We start from the raw sequence: 19,117 nt of genomic DNA, 5'->3' as shown, positions 1-19,117 counted from the left end.
GGGAGCTCGCTGTTCGGCGCGAAACGCAGTCAATAGCATGATGATAAATCGTCATGGCCCAGAAATCCGTACAATCGAGCCATATTCTGTTGCACAGGGGGTGCCGGGCCGCCCCTTGTTTCCTTGGCCTCCGAGGGAATCTGGGCCACTAGAGCCCAGCCCCGGGTTTTTCAAATAAGGCATCACTTGACTGCTCCCTTCCCTAAAGGAAAGGGATTCCCACTTCACCGAACCGAGCCGTCGTACATCATCATTCATGCACTCAGGTCTTACCGTTTCTCCATGGGCTAACACCGCCAGCCCGGCGGCTAATACGTTATGCGCCGCGTTGACGTCGCGGTCGTGGTCTGCGTTGCATTGCGGACAGGGTCAATGTCGCACGCTCAACGACAGCCTCGGTGACACATATCCGCAAACGTTGCGGCGCTTGCTCGGGCGTTGGATAGAACCGGAATCGGTAGGCACGTTTGGTTTGCATGCCCGGGATACTATCCACGCCAGACCCAGAAACTGGACATTTATCCAGCTATCAACTCAAATCAGACCAATCTTGCAGCCTTGCGGCTGCGTCCCTTACCTCCCCGGCATGAATGCCGAGGTTTCTCGGAGCAATGGATGATGTGGATATGGTTTGGACTGGCAGCGGTCGCACTCATCGGTGAGGTAGCCAGCGGCACGTTTTACCTGTTGCTGGTCGCGCTCGGTTTGGTCGCGGGCGGTGTCGCAGCGTGGTTCGACGCAGGCCTGGAATGGCAGCTCGTGGCCTGCGCTGTCGTAGCGTTGGTCGGATTAATCGTGTTGCGCCGTACTGGCGTCCTGAAAAAACGTGAAGTCGATGCCAAGAGTAATGCCGATGTGCATCTCGACATCGGCCAGACGGTCGAGGTCGAAAGCTGGACGGACGCCGGAATTGCGCGCGTCTGGTATCGTGGTGCGAATTGGCAAGCAGAGCTCGCAGCCGGGCAACCGCGTGAGCCGGGTCTGTATGTGATCAGTGAGATCCGTGGTCCGCGGCTGGTGTTGACGCGCAAGGTGTGAGCCGCGTACCCGAGTACGTTACAGTCCAGGCTTGTCTGTCTGATTTCGTGGCCGCCCGAGATGGGTGCGGTCGTCTCTCATTCCACGCAGGACCACTTCCATGATGCTCGAACCTTCCACCATCGCCCTGATCGTCTTGGTCGTTTTGGCGTTGCTGATCATCATCAAGGCCATTGCCATCGTGCCGCAACAGCACGCCTGGGTCGTCGAACGGCTGGGCAAGTTCGACCGGGTGCTCTCGCCAGGCGCGGGATTCGTGATCCCGTTCATCGAGCGGGTTTCCTACAAACACTCGCTCAAGGAAATCCCCCTGGACGTTCCGAGCCAGGTCTGCATCACGCGCGATAACACGCAGTTGCAGGTCGATGGCGTGCTTTATTTCCAGGTAACGGATCCGATGCGTGCGTCGTACGGTTCGTCCAACTACATCTCGGCCATTACCCAACTGGCGCAGACCACGCTGCGGTCGGTGATCGGGAAACTGGAGCTGGATCGTACTTTCGAGGAACGCGAGTTCATCAACGCCACGATCGTGGCCTCGCTCGATGAGGCAGCGCTGAACTGGGGGGTGAAGGTCTTGCGTTATGAAATCAAGGACTTGACGCCGCCCAATGAGATCCTGCGTGCGATGCAGGCGCAGATTACCGCCGAGCGGGAAAAACGTGCGCTGATCGCTGCTTCGGAGGGCCGCCGTCAGGAGCAAATCAACATCGCGACGGGCGAGCGCGAAGCCGCCATCGCGCGCTCCGAGGGTGAAAAGCAGGCGCAGATCAACCAGGCCCAGGGTGAGGCGGCGGCCGTGCTGGCCATTGCCGAAGCGACGGCGAAAGCAATCATGCAAGTCGGTGAGGCGGTGCGTCAGCCAGGTGGTATGGAGGCCGTCAACCTGAAGGTCGCGGAACGTTATGTGGACGCTTTCGGCAATGTCGCCAAGGAAGGCAACACCCTGATCCTGCCGTCCAATTTGTCGGACGTGGGCGGTCTGATAGCGTCGGCGATGGCGATCGTCAAGACGAACAAGCAGGTGTAATACACGGATGTCAGGCGTGGGTGGTCTGATCGCATCCGCGATGGCGATCGTCAAGCCGGTCTAACACAGAGCGGTGGCGGACGCGCCAGACTGCCAGAATCACGCATGGCAGTCTGGTCTGGCTCAGGACGCTCTCTCTGTATCCAGCAGACGGCCAGTTTCAACTAGCCTCGAGGGTCTCGGCAAAGGCGTCCATGCACGGGTATCGCCGCGATTCAGGTCGCGATGGACCGGGTTTATCCAGCCTCATCTGGCCTGACGAGGCCACAGCGCGGTCAGCCGTCAATCAATCGTCGCGCCGCGAACTGCGGGTATCGTGTTTCATGATGCGCTCTTTCTCGCGCTGCCAGTCTTTTTCACGAGAGCTGTCGCGTTTGTCGTAGAGCTTTTTGCCGCGGCCGAGCGCGAAATCGAGCTTGATCCGGCCATTTTTGTAATGCAGATTCAGCGGGACGAGGGTGTAGCCACGTTGCTCGACCTTGCCGATCAACTTGCTGATTTCTTCGGCTTTGAGCAGCAGCTTGCGCGTACGCATGGCATCGGGATGGATATGCGTGGAGGCAGTGGGCAAGGGACTGACATGCATGCCCAGCAAAAACAGCTCGCCATCGCGCACGATGACGTAGCTTTCTTTAAGCTGGACACGGCTGTCACGAATCGCCTTGACCTCCCAGCCTTGCAGGACCAGGCCGGCCTCGTAGCGGTCTTCGATGAAATAATCGTGGGTGGCCTTGCGGTTGTCGATAATGCTCATAAAGGCTGATCAGGCAGTAATCCGGCGAAAAATGCGGCGGTAGCTGCGCTACCGGTAAAATCCAACCATTCTAGCGATTTGCGATAGCCGATGCATAAAGTACAGCGATCTGTCCTGGTTCCTTATAGTGCAGCACAGATGTTCGACCTCGTTGCCGACGTGGAAAAGTATCCGGAATTCATGCCGTGGTGTGGCGGGACGGAGGTCCAGTCTCGCGACGAACACGGGATGCAAGCCTCTGTGATGATCAGTTTCGCGGGGATGAAGCAGCGATTCACCACCCGCAATACCCATGAGTATCCCAACCGGATTCAGCTCGAGCTCGTGGACGGCCCGTTTTCGATGCTGGTGGGCAACTGGGAATTCCAGGCCCTGGCCGAGGATGCGTGCAAGGTCTTGTTCACCCTGGAGTACGCGTTTTCCAATCGCGCCCTCGAGATGGTGGTGGGGCCGGTCTTTAACCGGATTGCGACCAGTTTTATCGATTCCTTTACCAAACGGGCGCAGGCGGTCTATGGGGAATGAGGCTGCGGTGCTGCGAGTCTGTGTCTGCTATCCCACGCCATCGGCGACGTGGCAGCGCGAGCTGACGTTGCCTGCCGGCGCCACGGCCGCAGATGCGTTGCGCCAGAGCGGGTTTGAGGCTGAGTTTCCTGGGGTGGATCCCTGGGGGCAGGGCGTCGGGGTGTTTGGCAAACAATGCCAGACCGAGACGCCATTGGCCGATGGCGATCGGATCGAGATCTATCGTCCGCTGACGTTCGATCCCATGGTGTCGCGCCGCCGCAGGGCTGATCACCGTCGCGCCAAGGCCACGGCGGCCCGCAACGGCCGCGAGCGCCCTGCGGGATTGCTGTAGATCTCATTCCCTAACGAGCTCGCCTCCTGTCGCGCCAAAAGTCATCGGCAGGACAAAATTGTCTCTGGATTCCGGCGTAAGATACCGGCTGTAGATTTACGTTTACGTTAACGTCATGCAAAATGGACGGATGGTAGGTGTGGCCGTTCACGAGACAGCCATGACGCCAGCTAGACCAACCAACAGGAGACAACGCTGTGGATCTGGAATTGACTGACGAGCAGCAGGCTTTTGCGCAGGCTGCGCGCGACTACGCCCAAGGCGAGCTCGCCCCCAATGCCGCTCGCTGGGATGCCGAGGGCATCTTTCCCCGCGAGGCCTTTGCCCGGGCCGGCGAACTGGGCTTTTGTGCGATTTATGCGTCCGAGGATATCGGTGGCCTGGGGCTGCCGCGATTGGACGCCACGCTGGTGTTCGAGGAAATGGCTGCGGTCGATCCGTCGACGACGGCTTTTCTGACGATTCACAACATGGCGACCTGGATGGTCGGAAAATGGGGTCAACCGGCGTTGCGCGAGGCCTGGGGGCCGTTGCTGGCCAGCGGAGAAAAACTCGCGTCCTACTGCTTGACGGAGCCGGGCGCAGGTTCAGACGCAGGTTCCCTGCGCACGAGCGCGAAACGCGATGGTGACGATTTTGTCCTCAACGGTGCCAAGGCGTTCATCTCGGGCGGCGGTGATACGGATCTGCTGGTCGTGATGGCCCGCACCGGCGGCGAGGGGCCTGGCGGCGTCAGTGCCTTTGCCGTGCCGGCCGACAGCGCCGGCATCAGCTACGGCCGTAAAGAAGAAAAAATGGGCTGGAACAGCCAGTCCACACGGCCCATCACCTTTGAAAACGTGCGGGTGCCGGCGGCCAATATGCTGGGCCAGGAGGGCGAAGGTTTCAAGATCGCCATGAAGGGTCTGGACGGTGGGCGGATCAATATCGGCACCTGCTCGGTGGGGGCTGCCCAGGGCGCGCTGGATGCTGCCCGGCGCTACATGGACGAGCGCAAACAATTCGGCCGCCGCCTGGCTGAGTTTCAGGCCTTGCAGTTCAAGCTCGCGGACATGGCCACGCATTTAGTGGCAGCCCGGCAGATGGTGCGATTGGCGGCGTGCAAGCTGGACGCTGGTTCGCCTGACGCCGGCACGTATTGCGCCATGGCCAAGCGCTTTGCGACCGATATGGGTTTCCAGATCTGCCTGGACGCGCAACAGATTCACGGCGGCTACGGTTACTTGCGGGACTATCCCTTGGAGCGCCTCGTGCGCGATACTCGTGTCCATCAGATTCTTGAGGGCACCAACGAAATCATGCGTGTGATCGTGGCCCGCCAATTGCTGGAAAAAGGAGCAGATATCAGATGACCGCCCCCGTGCTGTTCGAGGAAAAAACCGCCACCAATGGGATGCGTGTGGCGTTTGCCACGCTGAACGCGCCGCAAACGCTCAACGGCCTGTCGCTGGAGATGGTCGATTTGCTGGCCGAGCGCCTGACGGCCTGGTCGCAGGACGACAGCGTGGCGATGGTGGTGCTGCAAGGCGCAGGCGGCAAAGCCTTTAGCGCGGGTGGAGATCTGCACGGCCTGTATCACAGCATGCAGGAACACCAGGGCCAGGGGGCCTGGGCCAATCCATTGGCGCGAGATTTCTTTGAGCGCGAGTATCGGCTCGACTATCAGATTCATACCTATCCCAAGCCTATCCTGTGCTGGGGGCATGGCATTGTGATGGGGGGCGGCGTTGGCCTCATGATGGGGGCCAGCCATCGGGTGGTCAGCGAAACGACGCGCCTGGCCATGCCGGAGATTTCGATTGCATTGTTTCCCGATGTGGGCGGCAGCTGGATGCTGAATCACATGCAAGGGCGCATCGGGCTGTTTTTAGCGTTGACGGGTGCGCAGCTGACGACCTCGGATGCCTTGTATGCCGGCGTTGCCGATTATCGTCTGGACTCGTCGGGCTGGCCGCAGTTTGTCGAGGCATTGCTGCAAACGCCTTGGACGGCGTCGGCTGCAGAGGATGGACGGTCGTCGCGCTCGCTAAACGACGACCTGTTGCGCCAGGTCTTGTTGACTCATCAGCCTGAATCCGAGCTCTCTCCCGGACCGTTGCGTCAGCATGCGGCACTGATCAATACTCTGTGTGGCGGCGAGAATCTGACCGCGATCTATGACGCCATCTCCGAACTGAAAACACACGAGGACCCCTGGCTGGCGCGCGCCGCAGCGACGATGCTGGCAGGCTCGCCGGGTTCGGCACGCCTGGCCTTTGCCCTGTTGCGCCGTACGCGGCTCAGTTCATTGGCCGAGGTGTTCCGCGTCGAGTACATCGCGGCGCTGGCATGCGCCGCCGAGGGCGATTTTGCCGAGGGCATCCGGGCCTTGTTGATAGACAAAGACAAGCAACCCAAATGGAATCCGGCCACACTGGAGCAGGCATCCGAGGCGTGGGTACAGCGCTTTTTCGAGGCGCCTTGGCCGGCGGGGCAGGCTCATCCATTGGCGGACCTGGGTGCCGAGGCTTAAATTCGGTAGTAATCTGATTTCAGACAGCGCATACACAACAAACACGAGGAGACCCCCACATGAGCAGTATTGCGTTTATCGGTCTGGGCAATATGGGTGCGCCCATGGCAAACAATCTGATCAAGGCCGGCCACAAGTTGGCGGTGTTCGATCTGGTGCCTGGTGCGGTCAATAGCTTGGCCGATGCCGGCGCGCGTGCGGCGAGCTCCGCTGCTGACGCCGTGCAAGGGGCCGAAGTCGTGGTCACGATGCTGCCTGCCAGCAAACATGTCGAGGCCCTGTACCTGGGCCAGGACCTGTTGGGTGCGATCGATCCCAGCGCACTGGTGATTGAGTGCAGTACGATCGCTCCGAATTCGGCGCGCAAGGTCGCCACAGCGGCTCAGGAACGCGGCCTGGCGATGATCGACGCGCCGGTGTCTGGCGGTACGGCAGGTGCGGCCGCAGGGACGCTGACGTTCATCGTCGGCGGCGAGGCCGACGATCTGGCGCGTGCCATGCCGGTCCTGCAAGCCATGGGCAAGAATATTTTCCACGCGGGCCCGGCCGGAGCGGGGCAGGTGGCCAAGATCTGCAACAACATGCTGTTGGGCATCTTGATGGCCGGTACCTCAGAGGCCTTGGCCCTGGGCGTAGCCAATGGCCTGGATCCCAAAGTCCTGTCGGACATCATCGCCAAGAGCTCTGGCCGTAACTGGGCAACCGAGTTGTACAACCCTTGGCCGGGCGTCATGGAAAACACGCCAGCATCAAAGGGCTATGTCGGCGGTTTTGGCGTGGACCTGATGCTAAAGGATCTGGGGCTGGCCGCCGAGGCGGCGTTATCCTCGCGGTCGTCGATTCCCTTGGGTGAGCTCGCACGCAATCTGTATTCGCTGCACAGCGGCGACGGCAGTGGCAAGCTGGATTTTTCCAGCATCGTCAATCTGTACGCGCACAAGACACCCTGAGAGTGATCGTCGATCGGTAGGCGTACGTGCTGCACCTGTGAGCCCCCTTGGCTGACAGGTCTGTACGTACGCGGCGTTCACCAGATTATTTTGCGTGTCACCAGCATTCGTAAACGGGGCAACCGTGTCTTCTGAACCCACACAAAGCGCTGCCATTCAATGCGTGCGCGACAGCTTTGCCCGGCAAACCATCATGACGCTGTTCGGCGCGCGTTTATCGCGCCTCGAGCCGGGGCTGGTCCATATCGAGTTACCGTTTCGCGCGGACCTGTGCCAGCAGAATGGTTATCTGCACGCGGGAATATCCACGACCATTGCGGACAGTGCGGGTGGCTATGCAGCGCTGTCGTTGTTCGAGCCTGGCGAAGACGTCTTGACCTCTGAATTCAAGATGAATTTCCTGTCGCCAGCCGACGGCGAGCGTTTTGTGGCGACGGGGCGCGTGCTCAAGCCTGGGCGGCGTTTGTCCATCTGCCAGGTTGAGGTTCATGCCTATCGCGGCGATCAGCCCACGCTATGTGTCGTGGGGCTGATGACCGCCGTTCGTGTGCAGCCGCGATAGGGAAACGAAGGTCGGGGCAAGCCTTTATCGCTTGAATCCGCCGTCGGCCAAATCGTATGGCAGTGGCGTCACGGTGATTTTTGCGCCGTCAGGCGTGCCGACGCGCAGATCGCCATCGTCCAGCGACGCCAAGGCAATCTCGAACAGTGCGCCACTACGCGAGGCGTCTACGATGCGTCCGCAAGGCTCATCGGGTTGCTTGGCATCGTAGATGTCGGTGCCCGGGGCGGGCGGCTCGATCATGGCGTCCCACTGACCATACGCGGTGCGGCGCTTTACGGTGCCACGATAGTGGCTGCGCGCGACGATTTCCTGTCCGGGGTAACAGCCCTTGGTAAAGCTCACGCCGCCGATCAGGTCCAGATTCAGCGTTTGAGGAATGAACAAGTCCTGTGTTGCTGTGCCAATCCAAGGCAGGCCCGCAGCCAAATCTGCAGCGTGCCACTGGTCGCTATTGCCGCGTTGTACTTGCGTAGCCAGCGCCGTGGCGTCCGCCTGTTGCGCCTCACTGGTGATCCACCACCAACGCAGGCCGCCGCTAACCGATGGCGCGGCAATCCAGGTCCCGCTAGGTAACTCGGTGCGTTGCCAGGGTGCGGCGGGCAAGGCGCCGCCTGCAGCGGCCTCCAGTTTCGCCATATCGGCAGGCTCGGCCCAGACGCCGCTCACGTGCAGCGGCACCGGCGCCAGCTTGGCTTTGGCGCGCAGGACGAACATCGACAGGCGTTTGACCAGCGCCTCGGTCAGGTCTCGGCGGACCAAGGCATACAGTTGGGGGCTATCCGAGTTTTCCGATGCCTCGCCGACCGCCTGCGCTCGCCATAGCACCAGCGTGGCCAGCAATCGGCCCTTGGCCGTGCAATACCCGCCCAGGCGGGCGACGTCAGGTGCCAGACCTGTCACGTCCTGCGTCAATTGCCCATGTAAAAAGGACAAGGCATCCGCGCCCGAGGCAGAGATGACTGTGTAGTCGGGCAGCGGGGCAGCATAGGCCGTGCCTGTGGTATTCGGTGACAGCGAATCAAAAAAAGCAGACATGTTGTAGCCAGGCGATAGAGTGGGGCGCCGCGACGGCGTCCGATGCTGTGATGATACCCGGACGGAGCGTACGGCGATGCTTAAACCCTGGTCTGCTCAAGGGGAAACGGGCTCTCCGGGCACGCTCATTGCCTATGGGAAAGGCCGCAGACGAAGCCCACCCGTGAGACTGAGTACTTTTGCGGACACAACGAGACACAGCCAGCGCCAGATCAAATGCCCGCGATCCATTAAACTCCGTACATCTATGAAAAAGCTTTTCCTTTATTTTCTGCTGCTCTGTCTGACCGTACTCGTATTGGCAGGCGCAGCCGCCGGTGGCGCGTGGTATTGGATGAACCGTGCGATTGCCTTGCCGGCCGACAAGGTCGAATTCATCGTTACGCCGGGCAGCACCCCGCGCGCGATGGCGCGCGCCATGAACGAGGCCGGCATTCCTATCTGGGAAGACGGCTTTGCCTGGATGGCGCGGCTGTCCGAACGTGACAAACTGATCAAGGCGGGCGGCTACGAAGCACGCCGAGGCGATTCGCCATGGACGCTGCTGGATCGTCTCGCCCGCGGCGAAATGGTGCAACGGCAGGTCACTTTGCTGGAGGGGTGGACCTATCAGCAAATGCGCGAGGCGCTGCGCACCAATCCCGACGTGAAGCAGACGCTCGGGGATATCAGCGACGAGGCCCTGATGGAGAAACTGGGCGCCTCGATCACGGCGCCAGAGGGGATGTTTTTCCCGGACACCTATGTTTTTACCCCTGGAACGACGGATTTCGACCTGCTGCGTCGGGCCTATCAACAGGGGCAGCAGGTGCTGACCTCGATCTGGGCGCAACGCCAGGCCGATCTGCCGCTAAAGACACCGTACGAGGCGCTGATCCTGGCCTCGATCGTCGAGAAAGAAACCGGCCACGGCCCTGACCGTAATAGGGTGTCGGGCGTATTCGTGAATCGCTTGCGTCTGGGCATGATGTTGCAAACTGATCCGACGGTCATCTACGGCATGGGGGAACGCTACCAAGGCCGTATCCGGCGTGCAGACCTGCAGGCCGATACGCCCTGGAATACCTATACTCGCGCCGGCCTGCCGCCGACACCGATCGCCGCCTCCGGGCGTGCCGCGCTGTTGGCTGCGGTACAGCCGGAGCGCCATAAATATTTGTACTTTGTTTCGCGCGGCAACGGCACCAGCGAGTTTTCGGCTAACCTGTCCGAACACAACCGCAACGTGGCGCGCTACATCCTGGGCAGGACGCAATGACAGCACGTGGACGTTTTATCACCCTCGAGGGCGTGGATGGGGCAGGCAAAAGCACCCATGCCGCCTGGATCGCAGATACGCTGCGCGCGTCGGGGCTCAGCGTGGTGGCGACTCGAGAGCCGGGCGGCACGCCGCTGGGCGAGATCCTGCGCGGTCTGGTGCTATCCGAATCCATGACGCTCGATACGGAAACCCTGCTCATGTTTGCTGCGCGTTGCGAACACGTAGCACAGGTGATCGAGCCGGCGTTGGCTCGTGGCGATTGGGTGGTTTGTGATCGCTATACCGACGCGACCTACGCTTATCAAGGCGGCGGGCGCCAACTGGGCGCACAACGGGTCGCGGTGCTCGAGCAATGGATGCAGCCCTCATTGCAGCCCGACCGGACCTGGTTGTTCGATGTGCCGCTGGAGTTGGCCCGCGCACGCCTGGCCGACGCCCGTGAGCCAGACCGCTTCGAGCGGGAAGAGGCGGCGTTTTTCGAGCGCACGCGGTCAGCCTATCATGCCCGTGCCGAGGCGCAGCCCGAACGCTTTCGTATCGTGGACTCCAGTCAGCCGATGGCCCAGGTGCGCGCCCAATTGGAATCCGAACTGAAGGCCCTGGTACAGGCCTCGCGAGCCCTATGAGCGTCGCCCAGTTTTTGCCGTGGCAACGCGAGATCGCGCAGAGCTGGTTGGCTGGGCGGGATCGTTTTGCGCACGCATGGCTGGTCCATGGCGTGGCAGGCATCGGCAAAGTCGAGTTTGCCGCGGCGGCAGCGGCCAGCTTGTTATGCGAATCACCCGTTGACAATCTGGCTTGCGGCCATTGTCCGGCCTGTACTTGGATTGCCAGTGGCAACCACCCTGATCTGCGGCGCATTCGGCCCGAAGCGGTAGCGCTGCAAGAGGGTGCGGCCACGGCAGAGAGCACCGACGAGACGGCCGGCTCTGCGGGCGAAACCGGCACGGCCAAACGGGCGCCCTCCAAAGAGATCCGCATCGATCAGATTCGTGCACTGGAGCCTTGGTTCAACACGGCGACCCATCGAGGCGGCTGGCGTGTTGCCTTGCTGTATCCCGCTCAGGCCCTGAACGTGATTTCCGCCAACGCCTTGCTCAAGGTCTTGGAGGAACCTCCGCCTCATACCGTATTCCTGCTGGTCGCTGACGCACCCGACAGGCTGCTGCCGACACTGGTATCGCGCTGCCGCCGCCTGCCGTTGCCGGCGCCGGGCAATGATGCCGCTCTACAATGGCTGACAGAGCAGGGGGTATCCTCGGCCAAGGATTGGCTCGCGGCAGCGGGAGGTGCGCCCTTGGCGGCGTTGCGTTTATCCCAGAGCGGCGAACAGGCTTGTCCGGACTGGTTATCGAAATTGATCGAGCCGCTGGCCAAAGGCCAAACGCCCGATATCGGGACCTTGGCCGAAAGCCTGGAAAAGAACTCGCCTGCTGATTGGATTGATACCTTGCAGCGCCTGTATGCCGACCTGATGTTGGCAGGTGTCGGGGCGCCGGTGCGATATTTTCCCTCGCTGGCTCGGCTGGTCGGGCAGGCTGCCTTGCGTGCTGATGCCGTACGACTGGCAGAGGGTGCACGCTGGCTCACCCAGCAGCGCCGCCTGGCGACCCATCCGCTCAGCCCCAAATTGTTTGCACATGCCACCCTGCAGCGCGTGGCGGCATCCTGCCAAGCTTAACGATTCCGTATGTACGTAGATTCTCATTGCCACCTGAATTTCCCCGATCTCGCGCAAGACTTGCCCGATATCCTGCAACGCATGGCGACGAACCAGGTCACTCACGCCCTGGTCGTCAGCGTCGATATGCCCGACTGGCCGGGTTTGATCGAATTAGTCGAGCCGCATCGCCATTTGTGGGCGTCGGTTGGCGTGCATCCGGACTACGAGGCGACCTCGGATCCGACCGAGGCAGAGCTGCTGGAATTGTCGCGGCACCCCAAGGTCGTGGCCATCGGCGAAACCGGGTTGGATTATTACCGGCTGAGCGAGCCGCTGGACTGGCAGCGCGAGCGATTCCGCCGTCATATCCGCGTGGCGCGGCAGTCGAACCTGCCGCTGATTATCCATACGCGGCAATCCGTTGAGGATACGCTGCGTATTCTGCGCGAGGAGAACGCGGCCGAGGTCGGAGGAGTGATGCACTGCTTTACCGAGTCTTGGGAAATGGCCCAGGCTGCCATCGACCTGAATTTTTATATTTCCATTTCAGGCATCGTCACCTTTAAAAACGCCGGCATCGTGCATGAGGTTGCGACCAAAGTTCCTCTGGATCGCCTATTGATCGAGACCGATTCGCCTTATTTAGCCCCAGTGCCTTATCGCGGCAAGCGCAACGATCCGTCCAAAGTCATCCATGTGGCTGAAAAGATCGCCGACCTGAAAGGCATTCCTGTGGCCGAGGTGGCACATGCATCTACTGAGAACTTTTTCAAATTATTCAATAAGGTAGATCGTTAATTTAAAGAAATTTATTTAAATTGACTTATTTAAAGTAATTTATTGGATATCTAGATTGAATTTATATTTAACTGATTAAAATCAATTGGTTGTGTGATTTTTTTGATGTTGTATATAAATCTGGGCGACCCAACACTTTTTTAAAGTAATTTCTAGCTTTCTTAAAGTGATTTCTACAATACGAAGTCCCGGTTTCGATAGCGCTTGGCCTCGTGCGTTAAAGGCAGCTGTCACGAGAAGCGGGCTTGTGACGAGAGTGCCATGAAACGTTATGCATCCTTTCCCGTAAAAGCCCGTGGCCTCCTGGCGGCATTGGCCGTAGCGACGGCGGCGACAGCAGGTATAGCGCCTGCCGCTCACGCCGATAGCGCACCGGCAAACTGGTGGGTGTATGTCCATAACGACAAAGCCTCGGATCTCAAAGCGCTGCTCGCCAAGGGCGCAGACCCCAACGTGCGGTACACAAACGGCCAGCCCGCCTTGATGCGTGCAGTGGTCGACGGCGCATGGAAAGTCTTTGACGTGCTCGCTGCCGATCCCCGCACCGATGTCAACGCCGTCAATCCCGCCAACGAGACTGCACTGATGTACCTGGCCGTGGCAGGGGAAACTGAACGAGCCCGCAAGCTCATTGCCCGGGGTGCACAGGTCAACCGCCTGGGCTGGACCCCATTGCACTATGCCGCGTCCAAGGCTCAGATGGACACAGCGAAGCTGCTGCTTGCCAACAAAGCCATGGTGAATGCACCGTCCCCCGAGGGGACGACGCCGATCATGATGGCCGGCTTTTCGGGGCGTATGTACATGGTGCAACTGCTGCTGGATGCAGGCGCCGATATCACCACCCGCAATCTCAAAGGGCAAAACGCGTCCGATTGGGCCTACGCCGCCAAGCGTAACGAGCTGGGCGCAGAGCTGGCCAAGATCATCGCAAAGGCCGAGCAACAACGCGCGGCGCAACGTGCGAAGCAGGGCGGTACGACGGCAATGCCCGTCACGGAAACCCCGGCAGCCGCCCCCGTCGAACCGCAGCAAGTCCCTCAGGCAGTACAGTCTGAAGCGCCTGCGTCCAAGCCTGCCGAGAGCTCCGCACCAGCTACATCAGAAGGAGACGGCTCCTCTGTTGGCGGCGTGTCGGGCGTGCGACTAAACAATTACGACTGACTTCTGCAGGATTTCCCTAGTAATTTTAAAAATCCGGGAAACCTAGAATCGCAGAGTAAGAGGCCCTTGTGAGCCTGCAGCCATCTCATCGGCTGCAGGCTATTCGTATAAATCATTGCCCTTGTGTTGTCGGTAATACCGAGCAGGCAGCTGGCTGCGCTGCCGGTACTGGTGGTATCGGCTTGCTTGTTCGGTAGAAAACGCACCGCGTGCTCGTATTTGCAAGCAACGAGATGAAGTAAAACAAATTGGCAAATTGCGACGGCTGATGAGGAGGGTTAAGCGCACGACAGGCCGCATGGGCGATTAGGCCCTAAAGGTCGTCGGCAGGGCAATCTGACAGTTGCTAGGCCGCCGAAAGACACGAAGTTCCACTTGCATGAAACCTGCATTTATATATGTCCCTAATTTATTTTGTTTAAATTAAATAGGGACGCTACGAAATCTGTGGCTACAATAATGCCGATCCTAGCCTGGAGATCCTCTCATGTCGGACAAACCCACTCATGCTTTGCCGTCGTACCTGGATGCCGAGCACCTCGGTCCCTGGGGCATCTATCTGCAACAAGTCGATCGGGTCACCCCGTATCTAGGTCCACTGGCGCGTTGGGTGGAAACGCTGAAACGCCCCAAACGTGCGTTGATTGTCGATGTGCCTATCGAACTGGATAACGGCAGCATCGCGCATTTTGAGGGCTACCGGGTTCAGCACAATACGTCTCGAGGTCCAGGCAAGGGGGGCGTACGTTTTCACCAAGACGTGACGCTGTCCGAAGTCATGGCGCTGGCCGCGTGGATGTCGGTGAAGAACGCGGCGGTCAATTTGCCGTACGGTGGCGCAAAAGGCGGGATCCGCGTGGATCCGCGTGTGCTGTCTCAATCCGAGCTCGAGCGCATGACGCGCCGCTATACCTCGGAGATCGGCGTCATCATCGGGCCGTCCAAGGATATCCCCGCACCGGATGTGAACACCAACGCGCAGACCATGGCGTGGATGATGGACACGTATTCCATGAACGAGGGGGCGACGGCAACAGGTGTGGTGACCGGCAAACCGATCGCGCTGGGCGGCAGCCTGGGCCGGGTCGAGGCAACGGGACGCGGCGTGTTCGTGACGGCGTGCGAGGCTGCACGCGATCGCAATGTCGATGTGAGCACCGCTCGTGTGATCGTGCAGGGCTTCGGTAACGTGGGTGGCACGGCAGCACGCTTGTTCCATGAGACCGGCGCCAAAGTGATCGCGGTTCAGGACCACACCGGCACGGTGTACAACCCAGCCGGCCTGGACGTGCACAAGCTCTTGTCTCACGTGTCGCAAAAAGGCGGTGTCGGTGGTTTCAGCGCTGGCGAGGTGCTCGACAACGCGCAGTTCTGGGAATTGGAAACGGAGTTCCTGATCCCCGCCGCTCTCGAAGGGCAGATCAACGAGGCCAATGCCGGCAAGGTACGGGCCAAGATCGTGGTCGAAGGCGCAAACGGTCCGACGACACCGATCGCCGATGACATCCTGCGCGAGAACGGCGTTTACGTGGTTCCCGACGTTCTGGCCAACGCCGGCGGCGTGACTGTCAGCTATTTTGAGTGGGTGCAGGATTTCTCGAGCTTCTTCTGGAGCGAGGAGGAAATCAACAATCGTCTCGAACGCCTGATGCGCGAGGCCTATGCCGCCGTGTCTCAAATGGCCAAGGAGCACAACGTCACGCTACGCACAGCCGCGTTTATCGTAGCTTGCACGCGCATTCTGCAAGCTCGCCAAGTGCGCGGCCTGTATCCGTGATGCGGCTGACGATCTCTCGGGCCTAGCTAGGCCTGAAGGACGGAACAACGCCCCGCACGATTTGGCTGTATTGCCAATCATGCGGGGCGTTTTTTATCGCCGTGGGCAGCAAGCCGCAGGCGCAGTGTGGGGGCCTTTTTTATCGCCGGGCCGTCCCAAGATAAAAACGCCCCCCTGGGGGGCAGCAAGCCGCAGGCGCAGCGTGGGGGCGTTTTCCTATCGCCGGGCCGCTCCGAATTCAAGCAGCGGGCACGAACTCGGGCCGCAGGACGCCATGCAGTTCCGTATAGGGAATCAGCAACTCCGGTTCACCATGTGAGTACGGCGCGATCGAATACGCGTCATATTTCACAACCACGCCCTCGCGCGTCAACGCAAAATTATCGCTTTCCTGGAACGGCCACATGCGGTCATAGGCGGCACGGTCGCGTTGCGCATCCTCATTACGCGTGAGCCACGCCTGGTGGGCACGCCGCAAAGCCTCGACAAAGGCAGGGTGCTGATTCGGCAGCAGGGCTTCGTCGAGCGCCAGGACGCGCTCACGATCGCGTTGCCAATTCAAATACTGGGTCGCGGGAATGCCATGCGCTGCGCCGGTCAGGTACTGGCCGGTGTGCAACTCAATGGCGATGATCCGAGGACTGACGTCCTTGACGCTGGCTTTGAAAATGGTGCTGTCACGGGACTGTGCGGTTTGCCAGAAATACTGCGTGTATTCCGACAGCGTTTGATACGGACGCGGACGGCCGGGATCGACGCCCGTCATATAGGCCAGGACATGGTCCACCAATGCCGTCAGTTTCGGGATGCCAGGGAATCCTACACTGTCGATATCGATGGTGGGGCATTGTCCTTTGCAGCCGGGCTTGGTGCCTTGCCACTGGATTTTCTCGACCTCCAGTCCGGCGACTTTGTCTTCGGTCTTGGCAGGTTGAGGGACGTTGGAGGGCAGGGTGATGTTCGAGGGAGTCGAGCTCGCGCAGCCCGCCAGCAATACCAGCATGGACAACATGCCAGCAGGCGCAAAACGACGGGTGCGAGGAAAAGCAGATAGGTTCAATCTCATAGCATTCAAGGGACTTGGCCAGTCCATTCCTGACTTGAAAATTTATCGCGCGCTTGGACCTGCGCTTTTTCCAGCGTGGTCTGTGACAGGGATATCGGCGTCAGTGATGCCAGTCCCCGAAAGGTTTGCAGCATGCGTTCGATGATAACGTCACGCTCCAGGCCCGTCTGACTGCGCAGTGGATCGACGCGTTTTTTCGCGCTCGTGGTGCCTTTGTCAGAGAGTTTTTCGCGACCGATGCGCAGTACCTGCACCATCTTTTCCGCATCGATATCGTATGACATTGTCACGTGGTGCAAGACCGCTCCCGCGCGCCGCGCCTGCGCCGCACCACCGATTTTGCCGCTTTCCGAGGCAATGTCATTCAGCGGTTGATACCAGGCCTTGATGCCCAGATCGTGCAGCGCCTGGATCACCCAGGCGTCGAGAAACTCATACGATTGCTGAAAACTCATGCCTTGCACGAGTGCCTGCGGGACGCTGAGCGAGTAGGTAATGGTATTGCCCGGTTCGACAAACATCGCGCCGCCGCCACTGACGCGTCGCACGACTTTGACGCCATGGCGCTGCGCGCCTTCTGGGTCGACTTCGTTTTTCAGTGACTGAAAACGCCCGATGATGACGGCGGGCTGGGACCATTCCCAGATCCGTAATGTCGGGGGGCGCAGGCCGGCACCGACCTCGTCGGTGATGACTGCATCCAGCGCCATGTGCAATTCAGGCGCCTGAGGCCCGTCGTGCAGCAATTCCCACTGGTAGTCGCTCCACTGTGTACGTTCGCTCACGCTAGCGCCCTCCGTACCGTGACTGCGACGGCTTCGGGAGAAAATCCGAACAGCTCGGCCTCGGAGGGCAGGGACTGCTCGACGGCTGCTGCGATACGCGCGTCATCCGCGTCCGCGGGCAGGCCCGTCAGGGCGGCATTGATGACATCCAGCGCCTCGGGGGGCTCCAGGAAAAAATCGCCGCTCAGGCGCACGTCGCTGAGCGCACCATTTTTGATTTCCAGATCGACGACGACAAGTTTGCCGCCGGGTACTTTGTATTCACCATGCATGGCGATATCGGACTCCGAATTAGATGGCGAGTTCCAGTTTCATGCCTTCGTGCGTCGCCACGAAGCCTAACGACTCATAAAATCGACGCGCGTCGGCGCGCGCCTTGTCGGTGGTCAATTGAACCATACCGCAGCCGTGTGCACGGCATTGCTCGATGGCCCATTCGAACAAGGTCCGTCCCGTACCGGCGCCACGCTCGTTTGACGCCACTCGCACGCTCTCGATCTGGCCGCGCCACAGGCCGCGGCGCGACAGGCCGGGGATAAAGCTCAATTGCAGGCACCCCACCACTGCGCCGTCGCGTTCTGCCACGGCTAAATACTGATTTGGATCTCGCTCAATGGCCTCAAAGGCTCGGGCATAACACTGTGCAGCGGGGATGGAGGCATCCTCGCGCTGGCTGCCCAGCACATCGTCGGCGAGTAGCGCGATGATGGCATCGAGGTCGGCCCGGCCGGCGCGACGAAACTGTAATGGGGCGGGCTGAGACATGAACGGTTCCTATGGTCGATGCGGGTTTTTTCTGGATCGGCTGCTGCTCGGATGTGATGATAGCCATCAAATCGGGTTATCCCAAACCCGCTTGCCGCCAGGGGCTGACATAGTGCTCCTGGCGGACAATTGGAGCTGAGGCTCAGGCTTCTGACTGCGTTTTCCGCTTTCCGGCCCATCGTGCAAACATGTCTTGAGGACCCACGAGCCGAAATCCCCAATTCAGACTGACCGCCGCCGCAGCCAGGAAAATCAGGCTGATCCCGGCGATTTGCGACCAGGCCAGTTGCTGACCATAGACGACATAGTCCAGCAAAATCGCCACGGCAGGGTAAATAAAAGCCAGGGCTGCGGTCGATGTCGTGGGCAGTTTCTGAATGGCCGAATACAACAGGATATAGGTCAGGCTGGTATGCACCAGACCGATCGCGACCAGGTAGCCCCATTGCACTGGGGCCGCAGGCAGGGCATGCAGATCCACCATTGGCAGCAACAGCAGGGCACCCAGGCTGACCTGCACCAAGGCCAGCACGTGCGGGGCAATATGCTTGAGCCGCTTGACGATGATGGAGGTGACCGCATACAGCGCACCCGCTCCCAATGCCAAGGACAAACCGTGGACATAGCCGCCGGCCTGGGCCAACTCTGCCGGCTCGATACGCAATACCAGTATCAAACCGCCAAACGCCAATACCGACCAGCCTAGCTTGGCGAGCGTCGGGCGTTCACGCAGAAACACCGCTCCCAGCGCAATCAAGTAAAACGGCTGAAAGTTGTAGACCGCCGTCGACAGCGAAATCGACGCCCAGTGATAGGCCGAGAACAACAACACCCAGTTCAACACAATGGCGACGCCCGCCACCATGGCCCAGGCCAGCGTCGTGCGCGTAAAAATGCCAGGCCGCAGCAGACCGCGCGCCAGACAGTAGGCCAGCAGCCCCAACGCGCCAAACACACAGCGAAAGAACACCACGTTCCAGGCACTCTGGCCGGATTCCAGGACAAAAATCCCTACCGTGCCCGAGATCGTCATGGCCATGGCCATCTGGGCCACGCCTGCATTTTGATTGCCGGTTTTCATTTGATCGCTCCCTG

At 60.1% G+C, this 19,117-nt stretch carries 22 protein-coding genes; 14 read left to right on the top strand and 8 right to left on the bottom strand.

The features are described 5' to 3' along the window. Positions 1 to 316 precede the first annotated feature (316 nt). Complete coding sequence (locus tag ACYVI2_RS24195) at positions 317 to 478, bottom strand: helix-turn-helix domain-containing protein (RefSeq protein ID WP_415817031.1); 162 nt, start codon at positions 476 to 478, stop codon at positions 317 to 319. A gap of 140 nt (positions 479 to 618) precedes the next feature. Between ACYVI2_RS24195 and ACYVI2_RS24190 the strand changes: the two genes are divergently transcribed. Both ACYVI2_RS24190 and ACYVI2_RS24185 read left to right on the top strand, forming a co-directional pair. Further along, a complete protein-coding gene (locus ACYVI2_RS24190; RefSeq protein WP_415817149.1) occupies positions 619 to 1,038 on the top strand; it encodes an NfeD family protein in 420 nt (139 codons plus the stop codon). 103 nt (positions 1,039 to 1,141) lie between these two features. Beyond that, entirely contained in the window at positions 1,142 to 2,068 is a 927-nt protein-coding gene (locus ACYVI2_RS24185; RefSeq protein ID WP_415817147.1) for an SPFH domain-containing protein, read from the top strand. A gap of 286 nt (positions 2,069 to 2,354) precedes the next feature. Here ACYVI2_RS24185 and smpB read toward each other — a convergent pair whose 3' ends face one another. Next, the gene (gene smpB / locus ACYVI2_RS24180) at positions 2,355 to 2,822 is read right to left on the bottom strand and encodes an SsrA-binding protein SmpB (protein ID WP_415804991.1); all 468 of its coding nucleotides are present in this window, start codon (positions 2,820 to 2,822) and stop codon (positions 2,355 to 2,357) included. Between the two features lie 90 nt (positions 2,823 to 2,912). Here smpB and ACYVI2_RS24175 point away from each other — a divergent pair, with 90 nt between their 5' ends. The 6 genes from ACYVI2_RS24175 to ACYVI2_RS24150 all read left to right on the top strand — a co-directional run bounded on the left by ACYVI2_RS24175 (position 2,913) and on the right by ACYVI2_RS24150 (position 7,705). Beyond that, positions 2,913 to 3,347, top strand: a complete 435-nt coding sequence (locus ACYVI2_RS24175) for a type II toxin-antitoxin system RatA family toxin (RefSeq protein WP_415817029.1) — start codon at positions 2,913 to 2,915, stop codon at positions 3,345 to 3,347. Beyond that, positions 3,337 to 3,681 carry an RnfH family protein gene (locus ACYVI2_RS24170; RefSeq protein WP_415817027.1) on the top strand — a complete coding sequence of 115 codons (345 nt, stop codon included), beginning with the start codon at positions 3,337 to 3,339 and terminating at the stop codon, positions 3,679 to 3,681. Before ACYVI2_RS24175 ends, ACYVI2_RS24170 begins: the two co-directional genes overlap by 11 nt. A gap of 197 nt (positions 3,682 to 3,878) precedes the next feature. Continuing rightward, entirely contained in the window at positions 3,879 to 5,033 is a 1,155-nt protein-coding gene (locus tag ACYVI2_RS24165; RefSeq protein WP_415817025.1) for an acyl-CoA dehydrogenase family protein, read from the top strand. Further along, positions 5,030 to 6,193, top strand: a complete 1,164-nt coding sequence (locus tag ACYVI2_RS24160; RefSeq protein WP_415817023.1) for an enoyl-CoA hydratase/isomerase family protein — start codon at positions 5,030 to 5,032, stop codon at positions 6,191 to 6,193. Before ACYVI2_RS24165 ends, ACYVI2_RS24160 begins: the two co-directional genes overlap by 4 nt. 59 nt (positions 6,194 to 6,252) lie before the next feature. Next, the gene (gene mmsB / locus ACYVI2_RS24155) at positions 6,253 to 7,143 is read left to right on the top strand and encodes a 3-hydroxyisobutyrate dehydrogenase (RefSeq protein WP_415817021.1); all 891 of its coding nucleotides are present in this window, start codon (positions 6,253 to 6,255) and stop codon (positions 7,141 to 7,143) included. A gap of 124 nt (positions 7,144 to 7,267) precedes the next feature. Then, the gene (locus ACYVI2_RS24150) at positions 7,268 to 7,705 is read left to right on the top strand and encodes a PaaI family thioesterase (RefSeq protein ID WP_415817019.1); all 438 of its coding nucleotides are present in this window, start codon (positions 7,268 to 7,270) and stop codon (positions 7,703 to 7,705) included. A gap of 24 nt (positions 7,706 to 7,729) precedes the next feature. On the opposite strand, the gene ygfZ is transcribed toward ACYVI2_RS24150, so the two are convergent. Continuing rightward, positions 7,730 to 8,743, bottom strand: coding sequence for a CAF17-like 4Fe-4S cluster assembly/insertion protein YgfZ (gene ygfZ, locus ACYVI2_RS24145; protein ID WP_415817017.1), 1,014 nt, complete (start codon positions 8,741 to 8,743; stop codon positions 7,730 to 7,732). A 247-nt stretch (positions 8,744 to 8,990) separates the two neighbouring features. Here ygfZ and mltG point away from each other — a divergent pair, with 247 nt between their 5' ends. The 6 genes from mltG (at position 8,991) to ACYVI2_RS24115 (ending at position 15,406) form a co-directional block, all read left to right on the top strand. Further along, positions 8,991 to 10,001 carry an endolytic transglycosylase MltG gene (mltG, locus tag ACYVI2_RS24140; RefSeq protein WP_415817015.1) on the top strand — a complete coding sequence of 337 codons (1,011 nt, stop codon included), beginning with the start codon at positions 8,991 to 8,993 and terminating at the stop codon, positions 9,999 to 10,001. Beyond that, positions 9,998 to 10,630: a dTMP kinase gene (gene tmk / locus ACYVI2_RS24135; RefSeq protein WP_415817012.1), complete on the top strand. Its 633-nt coding sequence runs from the start codon at positions 9,998 to 10,000 to the stop codon at positions 10,628 to 10,630. The genes mltG and tmk overlap by 4 nt, the downstream gene beginning before the upstream one ends. After that, positions 10,627 to 11,685 carry a DNA polymerase III subunit delta' gene (gene holB / locus ACYVI2_RS24130; RefSeq protein WP_415817010.1) on the top strand — a complete coding sequence of 353 codons (1,059 nt, stop codon included), beginning with the start codon at positions 10,627 to 10,629 and terminating at the stop codon, positions 11,683 to 11,685. Before tmk ends, holB begins: the two co-directional genes overlap by 4 nt. 9 nt (positions 11,686 to 11,694) lie before the next feature. Further along, positions 11,695 to 12,465 (top strand): TatD family hydrolase, encoded by a 771-nt coding sequence (locus ACYVI2_RS24125; protein WP_415817008.1) that lies wholly within the window; start codon positions 11,695 to 11,697, stop codon positions 12,463 to 12,465. Positions 12,466 to 12,726: 261 nt separating this feature from the next. Further along, positions 12,727 to 13,629, top strand: coding sequence for an ankyrin repeat domain-containing protein (locus tag ACYVI2_RS24120; protein ID WP_415817006.1), 903 nt, complete (start codon positions 12,727 to 12,729; stop codon positions 13,627 to 13,629). Positions 13,630 to 14,116: 487 nt separating this feature from the next. After that, positions 14,117 to 15,406 carry a Glu/Leu/Phe/Val family dehydrogenase gene (locus ACYVI2_RS24115; RefSeq protein WP_415817004.1) on the top strand — a complete coding sequence of 430 codons (1,290 nt, stop codon included), beginning with the start codon at positions 14,117 to 14,119 and terminating at the stop codon, positions 15,404 to 15,406. A 238-nt stretch (positions 15,407 to 15,644) separates the two neighbouring features. Here ACYVI2_RS24115 and ACYVI2_RS24110 read toward each other — a convergent pair whose 3' ends face one another. The 5 genes from ACYVI2_RS24110 to ACYVI2_RS24090 all read right to left on the bottom strand — a co-directional run bounded on the left by ACYVI2_RS24110 (position 15,645) and on the right by ACYVI2_RS24090 (position 19,103). Continuing rightward, the gene (locus ACYVI2_RS24110; protein ID WP_415817145.1) at positions 15,645 to 16,418 is read right to left on the bottom strand and encodes a DUF3298 domain-containing protein; all 774 of its coding nucleotides are present in this window, start codon (positions 16,416 to 16,418) and stop codon (positions 15,645 to 15,647) included. A 59-nt stretch (positions 16,419 to 16,477) separates the two neighbouring features. After that, positions 16,478 to 17,257: a lipoate--protein ligase family protein gene (locus ACYVI2_RS24105; protein WP_415817002.1), complete on the bottom strand. Its 780-nt coding sequence runs from the start codon at positions 17,255 to 17,257 to the stop codon at positions 16,478 to 16,480. Further along, entirely contained in the window at positions 17,254 to 17,529 is a 276-nt protein-coding gene (locus tag ACYVI2_RS24100) for a biotin--protein ligase (RefSeq protein WP_415817000.1), read from the bottom strand. Before ACYVI2_RS24100 ends, ACYVI2_RS24105 begins: the two co-directional genes overlap by 4 nt. A 19-nt stretch (positions 17,530 to 17,548) precedes the next feature. Beyond that, complete coding sequence (locus ACYVI2_RS24095; protein WP_415816998.1) at positions 17,549 to 18,022, bottom strand: GNAT family N-acetyltransferase; 474 nt, start codon at positions 18,020 to 18,022, stop codon at positions 17,549 to 17,551. 142 nt (positions 18,023 to 18,164) lie between these two features. Continuing rightward, positions 18,165 to 19,103, bottom strand: a complete 939-nt coding sequence (locus ACYVI2_RS24090; RefSeq protein WP_415816996.1) for a DMT family transporter — start codon at positions 19,101 to 19,103, stop codon at positions 18,165 to 18,167. Positions 19,104 to 19,117: the final 14 nt, after the last annotated feature.

Source organism: Bordetella tumbae (genome assembly GCF_054780995.1).
This window is presented reverse-complemented; position numbering and strand designations above follow the sequence as displayed.